The 12,166-nt window shown below is 71.4% G+C and carries 11 protein-coding genes; 9 read left to right on the plus strand and 2 right to left on the minus strand.

Annotated features, from left to right (window positions below):
• Positions 1-49 precede the first annotated feature (49 nt).
• From KIK09_RS03930 to KIK09_RS03960, 7 genes are read left to right on the plus strand one after another with little or no spacing between them, the layout of a single operon-like run.
• Positions 50-988 carry a carbohydrate ABC transporter permease gene (locus tag KIK09_RS03930; protein ID WP_214317224.1) on the plus strand — a complete coding sequence of 313 codons (939 nt, stop codon included), beginning with the start codon at positions 50-52 and terminating at the stop codon, positions 986-988.
• On the plus strand, positions 985-1,815 hold the full coding sequence (locus KIK09_RS03935; protein WP_214317225.1) for a carbohydrate ABC transporter permease: 831 nt from the start codon (positions 985-987) through the stop codon (positions 1,813-1,815). Before KIK09_RS03930 ends, KIK09_RS03935 begins: the two co-directional genes overlap by 4 nt.
• Positions 1,812-3,173 carry a GH1 family beta-glucosidase gene (locus KIK09_RS03940; RefSeq protein ID WP_214317226.1) on the plus strand — a complete coding sequence of 454 codons (1,362 nt, stop codon included), beginning with the start codon at positions 1,812-1,814 and terminating at the stop codon, positions 3,171-3,173. The genes KIK09_RS03935 and KIK09_RS03940 overlap by 4 nt, the downstream gene beginning before the upstream one ends.
• Positions 3,145-4,152, plus strand: coding sequence for a LacI family DNA-binding transcriptional regulator (locus tag KIK09_RS03945; protein ID WP_214317227.1), 1,008 nt, complete (start codon positions 3,145-3,147; stop codon positions 4,150-4,152). Before KIK09_RS03940 ends, KIK09_RS03945 begins: the two co-directional genes overlap by 29 nt.
• Before the next feature lie 42 nt (positions 4,153-4,194).
• Positions 4,195-5,037 carry an aldose 1-epimerase family protein gene (locus tag KIK09_RS03950; protein WP_308163904.1) on the plus strand — a complete coding sequence of 281 codons (843 nt, stop codon included), beginning with the start codon at positions 4,195-4,197 and terminating at the stop codon, positions 5,035-5,037.
• Between the two features lie 17 nt (positions 5,038-5,054).
• On the plus strand, positions 5,055-6,014 hold the full coding sequence (locus KIK09_RS03955) for a phosphotransferase family protein (RefSeq protein ID WP_214317229.1): 960 nt from the start codon (positions 5,055-5,057) through the stop codon (positions 6,012-6,014).
• Positions 6,015-6,025: 11 nt separating this feature from the next.
• Positions 6,026-6,820: a glycerophosphodiester phosphodiesterase gene (locus KIK09_RS03960; RefSeq protein WP_214317230.1), complete on the plus strand. Its 795-nt coding sequence runs from the start codon at positions 6,026-6,028 to the stop codon at positions 6,818-6,820.
• On the opposite strand, the gene KIK09_RS03965 is transcribed toward KIK09_RS03960, so the two are convergent.
• Positions 6,801-8,981: a M64 family metallopeptidase gene (locus tag KIK09_RS03965; protein ID WP_214317231.1), complete on the minus strand. Its 2,181-nt coding sequence runs from the start codon at positions 8,979-8,981 to the stop codon at positions 6,801-6,803. The genes KIK09_RS03960 and KIK09_RS03965 overlap by 20 nt on opposite strands.
• 77 nt (positions 8,982-9,058) lie before the next feature.
• Here KIK09_RS03965 and KIK09_RS03970 point away from each other — a divergent pair, with 77 nt between their 5' ends.
• Positions 9,059-10,030, plus strand: a complete 972-nt coding sequence (locus KIK09_RS03970) for a LysR family transcriptional regulator (RefSeq protein ID WP_214317232.1) — start codon at positions 9,059-9,061, stop codon at positions 10,028-10,030.
• Here the strand turns inward: KIK09_RS03970 and KIK09_RS03975 are convergent.
• Positions 9,977-10,771: an anti-sigma factor gene (locus KIK09_RS03975; RefSeq protein ID WP_214318018.1), complete on the minus strand. Its 795-nt coding sequence runs from the start codon at positions 10,769-10,771 to the stop codon at positions 9,977-9,979. The two genes, KIK09_RS03970 and KIK09_RS03975, sit on opposite strands and share 54 nt — an antisense overlap.
• 174 nt (positions 10,772-10,945) lie before the next feature.
• Here KIK09_RS03975 and KIK09_RS03980 point away from each other — a divergent pair, with 174 nt between their 5' ends.
• On the plus strand, positions 10,946-12,151 hold the full coding sequence (locus KIK09_RS03980; protein WP_214317233.1) for an FAD-dependent oxidoreductase: 1,206 nt from the start codon (positions 10,946-10,948) through the stop codon (positions 12,149-12,151).
• Positions 12,152-12,166: the final 15 nt, after the last annotated feature.

Below are 12,166 nucleotides of genomic sequence, written 5' to 3' on the forward strand. Positions count from 1 at the left end.
TCGTGGGAGCGGTCCCACCCAGTTCCCACCGCGCACCGAAAGGTCTTCCATGAGCCTCGACACCCTTCCCAGGGCCGCACGCCAGCACCGCCCGGCCCCGCGGCACCGCTGGCGGTCGACGCTGGATCTCAGGGCCATGCCGTACGCCCTGGTGTCCCCCTACTTCCTGCTCTTCGCCGCGTTCGGGCTCTTCCCGCTGGCCTTCACGCTGTGGTACTCCCTCTACGACTACGACCTGGCGGGCACGGTCACGTGGGCCGGGCTCGGCAACTACGCCAAGCTGCTGGCCGATGAGGACTTCTGGAATGCCGTGGTCAACACGGTCGGCATGTTCGTCCTGGCCACGGTCCCCCAGCTGCTGCTGGCGCTGCTGCTCGCCAACGCGCTGAACAAGCGGCTCAGGCTGCGCCTGGCGATCCGGATGAGCGTGCTGCTGCCGCTGGTCACCTCGGTGGTCGCGGTCGCGGTGGTGTTCACCCAGCTCTACGCCCGCGACTGGGGGCTGGTGAACTGGATGCTGAGCTGGTTCGGCGTGGAGAGGACGAATTTCAAGGCCGAGCGGATCCCGTCGTGGATCGCGATCGCCACGATGGTCGACTGGCGCTGGACCGGCTACAACGCGATCATCTTCCTGGCCGGGATGCAGACGATCCCGCGCGACCTGTACGAGGCGGCTGCCATCGACGGGGCCTCCAGGCGCAGGCAGTTCTGGCAGATCACGCTGCCGATGCTGCGCCCGACGATGATCTTCGTGGTGCTGAACTCGACGATCGGCGGGCTGACGCTCTTCTCCGAGCCGACCACGTTCTACGGCGGCAACGTCGACGGCGGCTCGCAGGGCCAGTTCCAGACGGTCGCGATGTTCATCGTCAAGCAAGGCTTCCGCGAGTTCGACTACGGCTACGCGGCCGCGGCGGCGTGGCTGCTCTTCCTCCTCATCCTGATCGGCGCGCTGATCAACTTCCTTCTCGTCAGGGGCAGGCGATGAACACCTGGTCTCCCACGCTCATCACCCGGGTCATGCTCGCGGTCGCGGTCGTGCTGTCGGCGTTCCCGCTGTACTGGATGCTGGTGATCGCCTCGCGCGACAACGCCGACGCGGTGGCGGTGCCGCCGCCGCTGCTGCCGGGCGGCAACCTCGGCGAGAACATCCAGGCGGTGCTGAACAACGAGGACGCCCACTTCCTGCTCGGTCTGACGAACTCCTTCGTGGTCGCCTCGATCGTCACGGTCTCCGTGGTGGTCATCTCGACGCTGGCCGGGTTCTCCTTCGCCGCGCTGCGCTTCCGCGGGCGCAACGTGCTGCTGGTGGCGGTCCTGCTGACGATGGCGGTGCCGCTGCAGCAGATGGGCGTGGTGCCGCTCTACCGGCTGATGGTGGCGCTGGGCTGGACGGGCACGCTCAAGGCGGTCATCCTGCCGTTCCTGCTCAACGGGTTCGGCGTGTTCCTGATGACGCAGTACACGCGGCAGGCCGTACCGGCCGAGCTGGTCGAGGCGGCCAGGGTGGACGGCGCGGCGACGCTGCGCATCTGGTGGAACGTGGTGCTGCCGGCGGTGCGGCCGGGCATGGCGGTGCTCGGGATCAACACGTTCATGCTCATGTGGAACGACTTCATGTGGCCGCTGATCGTGCTGACCCCGGACAACCCGACCGTGCAGATCGCGATCACGTCGCTGAACGCGCGGTACTCCACCAACTACACGCTGATCTTCGCGGGGACGGCGCTGTCGATCATCCCGCTCGTCGCGGTTTTCGTCGCATTCGGCCGCCAGATCGTCGGCGGACTCATGGAAGGTGCTGTCAAAGCGTGAGGACACAGTTTCCCGCCGGCTTCGCGTTCGGGGCGGCCACGTCGGCCTACCAGATCGAGGGCGCGGTGGACGAGGACGGCCGGGGGCCGTCCATCTGGGACACGTTCGTCAGGCGACCGGGGCGGGTGGTCGGAGGGCACCACGGGGACGTGGCCATCGACCACTACCACCGCTTCGCCGAGGATGTCGCGATCATGGCGGAGCTGGGGCTGACGGCCTACCGGTTCTCGGTGTCGTGGCCGCGCATCCAGCCTGACGGGTCGGGCGGCATCAACCCGAAGGGGCTCGACTTCTACAAACGCCTGATGGACGAGCTGCTGGCCAGAGACATCCAGCCCTGGCTGACGCTCTATCACTGGGACCTCCCCCAGGCCCTGGAGGACAGGGGCGGCTGGCCGGAGCGCGACACCGCCTACCGCTTCGCCGACTACGCGGCGGCCGTGCACGAGGCGCTGCACGACCGGGTGCACACCTGGGCGACGGTGAACGAGCCGTGGTGCGCGGCGTTCCTGGGCTACGCCTCGGGCGAGCACGCGCCGGGGCGCAGGGAGCCGGGCAACGCCCTCATGGCCGCCCACCACCTCAACCTGGCCCATGGGCTGGCCGTCCAGGCGATCAGACCGTCGCGGGTCGGCGGCTGCGTCAACCTCTACGCCATCACGCCCGCCGGCGACGACCCCAGGGACGTCGCGGCGGCCAGCAAGATCGACGGGCTGCAGAACCGCCTGTTCCTGGACGCCCTCCTCACCGGCCGCTACCCCGACGACATCCCGATGCGTCCCCGCGAAGGGGACATGGAGCTCATCAGCGCGCCCATCGACGTGCTGCTGGTCAACTACTACAGCCGTTACACCGTCTCGGGCACCGCGCCGGGCAGGGCGTCGGCGAGCGCCGCCCCCACCGACGCGGGCTCCCCCTGGGTCGGCGCCGAGGACGTGGCCTTCCTCGACGGCGGCCGGCCGGTCACCGCAATGGGCTGGGAGATCGACGCCGACGGCCTGCGCGAGGTGCTGGCCAGGGTCGCGCGCGACTACCCGCCGATCCCGCTGGTCGTCTCCGAGAACGGCGCCGCCTTCGACGACGTCGTCGAAGGCGGCCGGGTGCGCGACCCCGACCGCATCGCCTACCTGGAGGCGCACCTCGAGGCCTGCCGCCGGGCGATCGACGAGGGAGTCCCGCTTGAGGGCTACTTCGCCTGGTCCCTGATGGACAACTTCGAGTGGGCCTGGGGGTACGGCAAGCGGTTCGGACTGGTACACGTTGACTTCCAGACGCAGCGGCGCCTGCCCAAGGACAGCGCCCGCTGGTATGCGCAGATCATCCGGCAGAATGGGCGCCATGAACCGACCGACTCTTGAGGCCGTGGCCGCCCTGGCAGGGGTGGGCCGGGGGACCGTATCGAGGGTCATCAACGGCTCGCCCAACGTCAGCAGGAAGGCCCGCGAAGCGGTACAGCACGCCATCGAGGAGCTGGGCTACGTCCCCAACAGAGCGGCCAGGGCGCTGGTCACCCGCCGCACCGACACGGTCGCGCTGGTCGTGTCGGAGTCCGAGCTGCGCGTCTTCGACGAGCCGTACTTCGCGGGCACGATCCGCGGCATCGGCTCGGCGCTGTCGGAGACCGGGCTCCAGCTGATCCTGGCCATGGCCCAGTCGCGCGAGGAGCACGCGCGGCTGGAGCACTACCTGACCAGCCAGCACGTCGACGGGGTGCTGCTGCTGTCGCTGCACGGCGCCGACCCGCTGCCGGGCAGGCTGGAGGCGATGGGCGTGCCGACCGTGCTCGGCGGCCGCCCCGTCGGCCTCGACCCCTACAGCTACGTGGACATGGACAACAGGGCCGGCGCCCGGCAGGCGGTGAAGTACCTGGCGGGCCTGGGCCGCACCAGGATCGCCGCGATCGCCGGTCCGCAGGACATGGCCGCCGGTGTCGACCGTCTGGCGGGCTACCGCGACGTGGTGCTGCCCGCCGGCCTGCCGGAGCTGGTGGCCTACGGCGACTTCTCCGAGGACAGCGGGGTCGCCGCGATGCGGGAGCTGCTTGCGGCGCATCCCGGGCTTGACGCGGTGTTCGCCGCCTCCGACCCGATGGCGATGGGCGCGATGCGGGCGCTGCGGGCGGCCGGCCGGACCATCCCCGGCGACGTGGCCGTGGTCGGCTTCGACGACTCCAAGGCGGCCGCGCACACCGAGCCGCCGCTGACCACGGTCCACCAGCCGACCGAGCTGATGGGCCGGCAGATGGCGCAGCTGCTCGTGGCCCGGATCAACGGCGAGGAGCTGCGCCAGCCCGTCGTCATCCTCGACACCCACCTGGTGCGCCGAGAGTCGGCTTGACCAGCGGATATGCTGCACTTGAAAGATCGAAAGGATTCCCCTGTGCCCGAGCTCGTCGGCGGCGGCTACACCGCGCGCATCAGCGAGCGCGGCGCCGCGCTGAGCATGCTCAGGCACGGCGGCCGTGACCTGATCACCACCTGGCCCGATGACGGGCCGATCCCCTTCTTCGCCGGCACGATCCTGGCCCCCTGGCCCAACCGGGTGGCCCGGGCCCGCTACACCTTCGACGGCCTTGCCCACGAGCTGGCCGTCTCCGAGCCGTCGCGCGGCCACGCCCTGCACGGCCTGGTCGCCTCGGCGCGGTGGCGGGTGGTGGAGTGGCTGGCCGCCGAGGACGACCACGCCTTCGTACGGCTGGCCCACACCCTCACCGGCGCTCCCGGCTACCCGTTCCCGCTGGCCCTGCAGGTCACCCACCGGCTCGACCGGCACGGCCTGACCACGACGGTCACCGCCGAGAACGTCGGCGACCGGCCCGCCCCCTACGGCTGCGGCCCGCATCCGTGGCTGCTCGGCGAGCACGTCCAGGTGCCCGCCTCGAAGGTGCTGCTGACCGACGACGACCTGCTCCCCGCCGAGGTGGCCGGCGTCGCTGGCACGCCGTACGACCTGCGTGAAGGCCGTCAGGTGGCGGGGCTGGAGGTCGACCACGCCTTCACCGGGCTGTCGGAAGGGTGGGCGCGGGTGGGCGACGTGCGGATCTCGTGGGATCCGGCGGTGCTGCCGTGGGTGCAGGTGTGCGCGGGGGAGCCGCTCGGCTACCAGGGGGTGGCGGTGGAGCCGATGACGTGCCCGCCGGACGCGTTCAACTCCGGGGTCGATCTGGTGACGCTCAAACCGGGCGGCCGCCACGAGGCCCGCTGGACGATCTCCGTCGCCTGACGACAGAATGCCCTTCCGTGGATAGCAGGACGAAGCGCCGCTTAACGCCCGGGCAGCTGGACAATCTGGCGCGCCGGGCCCTCGGCGTGGGCGCCGGGGTCATCGAGGAGCTGACCGACGGCTTCGCCAACGCCGTGTGGCGGCTGGAGCTGGACGACGGCAGGGCCGTGGTGCTGAAGGTGGCGCCGCCGCCAGAGCTGGAGCAGCTCAGCTACGAGCGCAACCTGCTGCGCATGGAGGCCGCCGCGCTCGAGCTGGCCGGGGCGGCGGGCGTGCCGGTGCCGCGGCTGCTGCGGGCCGGGTTCGACGATCCGATGCTCGGCGGCGACTACCTGGTGCTCGAGGCGCTCGACGGTGTGCCGTGGAACCGCACGCAGCCCGCCGACCAGGACGGGCTGCGCAGGCAGCTGGGCAGGCACCTGGCCGCGCTGCACTCGGTGACCGGCGAGACGTTCGGCTACCCGCACGCCGGGATCACCGGCTCGACCTGGCGGGAGGCCTACCTGGCGATGGTGGGGGCGCTGCTCGACGACACCGAGCGCTATCCCACGCCGCTCCCCCGGCCCGCGGGCGAGATCCGCGCCGTCATCGAGGCCGCCTCCCCCGCGCTCGACGAGGTGAGCGAGCCGCGGCTGGTGCACTTCGACGTGTGGCCGGGCAACGTGTTCCTGGACCTGTCGGGCACGCCCAGGATCCAGGCGGTCATCGACCACGAGCGGGCCTTCTGGGGAGACCCGCTCGCCGAGCTGATCACGCCCACCATCTTCGGCGAGCTGACCGAGGACGATCCACTGCTGGCCGGGTACCGCGAGGTGCGGCCGCTGGAGCTCTCCCCGGTCCGGCTCGACCTCTACCGCGCCTACCTGTACCTGATCCTGCTGGTGGAGAACGGTCCCCGGCAGTATCCGGAGGACGACTACGCCCCCTTGCGCGACCTCGCCACGGCCTCGCTGGTGAAGGCCCTCGACCGACTCTGAAAGGCCCGCTCTTGGCATTCCCCCACGCGGTGGCCGCGATGGCCCTGCTGACCTCGCTCACCCCCGCGACCTCCGCCCAGCTGCCGGCGTGCCCGCAGATCTTCGGGCACGGCGGCTACCCCACCGGCGCGAACGGCTGGCAGCGCGACCAGGTCCGCCAGCCCAACAACCCCACCGCGATCAGGCAGTACCGGGCATGGGGCGCCGCGGGCGTCGAGGCCGACCTGCAGCTGACCAAGGACGGCACCAAGGCCGTCATGTGGCACAACACCTCGACCTGGGGGCTGAGCGGCCCCAAGCGGGACGTCAACGCCATCTGGTGGGCCGCGGGCGCCGACCAGCTCAAGGGCCGCACGATCACCCGAGGGATCTTCAAGGGCGAGTCCGTTTACACCTTCCGCGACTGGCTGACCGCGATGAAGGAGAACGGCATGGTCGCCCTGGTGGAGATCAAACCCGAGACCCGGCAGTCGCTGCTCAGCGCCGACGCCTCGATCAGCTCGCGTGCCTGGTCGGAGGTGCTCGGCCCGGTCAAGGAGCACTACACGGGCCAGGAGTTGATCCTCTACTCGCACGACACGGGCATCGCCGCCGAGCTCAGGCGGCGGGTCCTGGCCGCGGGCCTGCCGTCGAAACTGCTGACCGGCGGGCCCGTCTGGCCCGAGGTGACCAAGTGGGAGGAGCCGCCGCCCTCGTGGACCCTCAACAAGGGCGCGTGGGCGGCGGCTCTCAACGGCGGCGCCAGGCGGATCGCGACCGACTACACGCCGCAGTTCGCCGCATGGCTCAAGGGGAAGTGCCGCTGACCACGGCCGCGTAGTCCTGCTGCTGCTTGTCGGCCTTCTGTACGGCGCAGCCGCCCGTGCTCGCCGTGTTCGGCACGCCGAGGTCGTCGGCTCCGCCGGTGCACGACAGGGCGCCCTTGACCGTGGCGCCCGACAGGATGCCCGGACCCGTGAAGGCGGCCGCCCCGCGGATCTGGGCGCCGACCACGGTGTAGGGGCCGGAGGCGATCAGGGCTCCGTTGAGCGTCGCCTTCAGCAGCTGCACCTCGCCGGCGGCGTTCAGCGCGCCGGTGATCGAGCCGCCGTTGACCACCAGGGTTCCGCCCTTCTTGACCGTCACGGGGCCGTTGACCTGGGCGTTGTCCAGGCAGGTGATCCCGTTGGCCACGGTCAGGGTTCCCGCGTACGCGCCGGTGACGGTCCTGGCGCAGGCGGGCGGGGGCGCGATGGTGGTGACCTTGAACGTGCCCGCCTCACCGTGGTTGCCCGCGGCGTCGGTCGAGCGGTACTCGATCGTGTGGCGGCCTCGGGGCAGCTTGCCGTACACGAGGTGGTCGATCTCGGTGCCGGTCTCGCTGAACGTCCAGGGCAGGGCGGAGGAGGTCGGCCAGCCGAAGTAGTCGAACCAGCCGTCGCCGTCGACCCGCGACTCGGACACGACGTAGCCGGGGCGCTCGTCGGTGCCGGTCAGGCGCATGGTGAACGGGCCGTTGTAGACGTAGGTGTCGCCGGAGCGGGCCAGCGGCTCCGACAGCTCGTACCCGGTCTTGGGAAGTGCGCCGTCGATCGTCCAGGTGAGCGTCTGGCCGCCGAGCGACGCCGTCAGCGTGGTGCCGGTGAGCCCGGACAGGTTCAGGTCGCTGCCGGAGTCGCCGACCTGCTTGCCGTCCAGGCGCCAGGTGACCGCGGGGACGGTCGCGGCCGGATGGGTGGTCTCCACGTAGACGACGTCGTTCTTGCCGACGGGCCTGCTCGTCGGGGTCGAGGAGACGAATCCCGGGGTGAGGCCGTCGGGCGGGGTGGTGATCGAGGTGTCGACCGTCCACGTGCGGGTCCTGGTCATCGCGGCGCGGATCGCGGGGTCCCTGACGAAGTCCGTCGGGTCGGTGACGGTGGCGGACACGGTGTGCGTGCCAGGTGTCAGGCCCAGGGTGCGCAGGTCGAGCGCCTGTTCGTGGCCCGCCTGCTTGCCGTCGACGGTCCAGGCGACGGTGAGGGCGTGATCGACCGGGCGCATCGGCTCCACCCAGAGCACGCGGTCGGCGCCGACCGGTGCGCCGGTGGGCGTGGAGTCCTGCACGACGTCGGTCTTGGCGGTGATACGGCGGGCCATCACCTCGCGGCCGACCTGGTCGTAGTAGTAGCCGAGCGTCTTCATCATCGAGTGCCTGCTCGGGCGCCAGATGCCGGTCTGGTAGTACATGCCGCCCTCGTAGCGGCCGATCGGGCCGCCGGCCTCGCTGGGCTCGCCGAGCCAGCGCCACCACTTCTTCTGCTGGTCGCGCATCTGCTGTTCGGTCAGCAGCGTGTGGTGGGCGCTGGACGGCTCGGGGCCGGTGTAGGCGCCGCCGGGCACGCCGCGCTGGTAGTAGTCGTACTCGTCCTGCAGGCCGCCGAGCGAGTGGCCCAGCTCGTGCGGGCTGATCAGGGCGGACATGGCGTTGCTGCCTGAGGCGGTGGCGTAGGAGCCGCCCGCCCCGCCGTAGGTGCCGCTGTTGGCCAGCGCCAGGATCTGCCGGTTGCCGCTCGTGGTGCCGGTGACCAGGTTGGCGTACTTGGTGGCGGCCGTGTTGTCCATCGTGATGAGGCGCTGGACGCTGCCGGGGTTGCACTGACCCCAGAAGCCCATGCTGAGCGGGGTCGTCTTCTTCGGGCTGGTGAGGTCGGGGTCGCAGCTGATGCCGGACTCGCCGGAGACGATGTCCACCCGGTAGACGTTGATGTAGTTCCGGTAGGTCTTGAACGGCTCGAGAGACCACATCACGTTCAGGTGCCGGTCCACGTCGGCCTGGAACTTGGCCTGTTCGGCCTGGGTGTAGCCGTCTCCCATGATGATCAGGTTGAACCGCTTCGCGGGCGCGCCCGTGACCTGCACCGGCGTGACCGTGGCGGTGCCGGGCTCGGCGGCGGCGGGTGTCTGTAAGAGGCTCGCGACGAGCGTGAGGGCGGCGATACTTCGCATGTCATGCACTATCGGCCGCTTCGCGCCGCTGGTCTCATCTCATCTGGGTATAACTCGGGCGTGATACCTTCGGCGGCGTGCAGCTGGAGCTGAGGCACCTGAGGACGCTGCGGGCCATCGCCGACCAGGGCAGCGTCACCAAGGCCGCCGCCGCGCTCGGCGTTTCCCAGCCCGCGCTCACCGCCCAGCTGCGCCGCATCGAGCGGCTGCTCGGCGGCGCCGTGTTCACCCGCGACCACCGCGGCGTGACGGCGACCGCGTTCGGCGAGTTCGTGCTGGCCAGAGCGCGGGCGGTGCTGGCCGGGGTGGACGATCTGCTGGCGGCGGGGCCCGACGAGCTGGCGGGCAAGGAGATCAGGGCGGGTAGCTTCGAGCATCCCGTCGTGGTGCCGCTGGTCGACCGGCTGGCCGCCGCGCTGCCCGAGGCGCGGATCACACTGCAGACCGAGCACTTCGTCAGGGTGCTGGTGGACATGGTGGCCAACGGGCGGCTCGACGTGGCGCTGGTGGCCGACTACCCGGATCACGAGCTGCGGCCGAACCCGTCTTTCGGCATGGGGGTGGTGGCGGTCGAGCCGGTGTTCGTCGCCGTGCCCGCCTCGCATCCGCTCGCCGTACGGGAGGAGCTGGAGCTGGCCGATCTGGCGCACGAGCCGTGGGTGGTGCCGCCGTCGGACGGGATGGGCTGGCCCGAGCACCTGCTGGAGGCGTGCGAGCGGGCCGGGTTCGCGCCACGGGCGCGCTACCAGCTGGTCGAGGCCGGGGTGCGGCGGGAGCTGATCGGGTCGGGGCACGCCGTGTCGGCCTGCCAGGCGCACTACGAGCCCGGCGAGCGGGTGGCGGTGCTGCCGCTGCGCGGGGATCCGCTGTGGATGCGGCAGGTGCTCATCTGGCGGCACTCGCTCGCGGCCCACGCGCCCGCGCTGCTCGAGGCCGCCCGCGCGGCGCACACCTCGGTGGCCGCGCGCGGCGCCGCCTACGCCGCGTGGCTGGGCTCACGCGGCCGGAAGGTCGGCGAGCATGACGGGCTGGGTGGTCGGCCGCTCTGACCCGCCGGCGGGCTCGACGGTGAGGCCGATCCTGGCGTCGTCGCCCGCGGGGCGCAGGATCAGCACGTCGCCCGCGGCGACCAGCCCGGCGGCCCGGGCTCCCGCGGGGCCCATCAGCCACAGCTCGTAGACCTTCGCGGCGGGCGGCCTGGGCAGGTTCGCGGCGGTGAAGACCATGCCGCCCCGCCTCCTGGACAGCAGGACCGCCGCGGTGCCGCCGCCGGTGACGGGCTGGGTGATCGTCTCGGCGTCCGGGGCCGACAGCAGGGCGAGCATCGTGTCGTCGCGCCTGGCCAGGTCGCTCAGCTCGCGCCTGGCCTGGATGGTCAGGACGCCGAGCGCGACCGCCGCCGCCGCTGACACCGCCGCCAGTCCCGCCAGCACCCTGGTACGGCGGCGCGGTCGCAGCGGGGTGACGCCGGGCTCCGGCGTCACCGGGATCTCGGGGAGCAGGATGACCGTGCCACCGCCGCGGCCGTGCCAGACCGTGGCGTCGCCCGGCTCAGGATCCCCGACCGCCTGCCGTACGTCTCGGGCGGCGGCGAGCACGCGGGCGCGCAGGGCGGGGGGCGGGGCCTGGGCGGTGGCCTGGGCGAGGCGGGCGGCGGTCTCGCGCAGCGCGCGGACCTCGGCCGCACAGGAGGGGCAGCCGGCCAGGTGGCGCTCGAACGCCTTGCCCTCGGCGGCGGGCAGGGCGTGCACGGCATAGGCGCCGGACAGAGCGTGGGGTTCGTCGGTCATCGGACGGCTCCCGGGAGGTGGTTCGGAGCGTCGGGAGCACCCGGATTCGGCGGCGTGTGCTGGGGTATCCGGTGGGTGCTCACGTCTGTACTTCGGCGCGTCGGACTCGCCGGATGATGGCGGGGGCTTTGCTCATCTCCCGGCATGTGCGAGAATCTCATCAGGTGATGAATTATGCGTTGTGTGATCGCGGGCGGTGGGCCCGCAGGCGCCGTGCTGGCGCTGCTGCTGGCCAGGGCCGGCGTCGAGGTGACGTTGCTGGAGAAGCACGCCGACTTCCTGCGGGACTTCCGCGGGGACACGATCCACCCCTCGACGCTGCAGGTGCTCGACGAGATCGGGCTGGCCGAGGAGTTCATGAAGATCCCGCACAGGAAGACCTACCAGATGGATCTGGTGGCCGACCGGGGCAAGGTGACGCTCGCCGACCTGCGGGGGCTGCCAGGGAAGTACAACTACATCGCGTTCGCTCCGCAGTGGGACTTCCTCAACCTGGTCACGTCGGCCGCGGCGCGGTACCCGTCGTTCCACCTGCTGATGGAGGCGGAGGCGTACGACCTGATCCGCGAGGGCGGCGTGGTCAGGGGCCTCCGGTATCGCGACAAGTCGGGAGAGCATGAGATCCGGGCGGATCTGACCGTGGCGGCCGACGGGCGGCACTCCACGTTGCGGGCCGCCGCCGGGCTTGTGCCCCAAGAGCTGGGCGCGCCGATGGACGTGCTGTGGTTCCGGCTGCCGCGCGAGGACTCCGACCCCGGCGAGACGTTCCTGCGGGTGTCGGCCGGGCACCTCATGGTGGCGATCAACCGGGAGACGTACTGGCAGCTGGCCTACGTGATCCCCAAGGGCGGCTACTCGCGGCTGCGGGAGCAGGGCCTGGAGGCCTTCAGGCAGCCGGTGGTGGAACTGCTGCCGTTCCTGGCGGGGCGGATCGACGAGATCAGGTCCTACGACGACGTCAGCATGCTGACGGTCGCGCTCAACCGGCTGCGGCGCTGGCACAGACCCGGCTTCCTGTGCATCGGGGACGCGGCGCACGCCATGTCGCCGGTGTTCGGGGTCGGCATCAACCTCGCCGTCCAGGACGCGGTCGCCACCGCCAACCTGCTGGCCGGCTCGCTGCGGTCGGGCGCGCCGATCCCCGAGTCGACGCTCCACCTGCTGCAGAAGCGCCGCATGACGCCCACGCGGGTGACGCAGTTCGCCCAGCGCGTGGTCCAGAACCGGGTCATCAGCCCCGCACTGGAGAACAAGTTCAAGACCCCCGAGATCCCGCCGAACCTCTCGCGGATCCCCGTCCTCAGCCCCCTGCTCCGCCGTTTCGTGGGCACGGGCATCCGCCCGGAACACGTCACGACCCCAGAGGTACGGCAGGCCTGAACCCGCCCAGGCCGG

It is taken from the genome of Nonomuraea sediminis, assembly GCF_018531495.1.
GTDB classification, from domain to species: Bacteria; Actinomycetota; Actinomycetes; order Streptosporangiales; family Streptosporangiaceae; genus Nonomuraea; species Nonomuraea sediminis.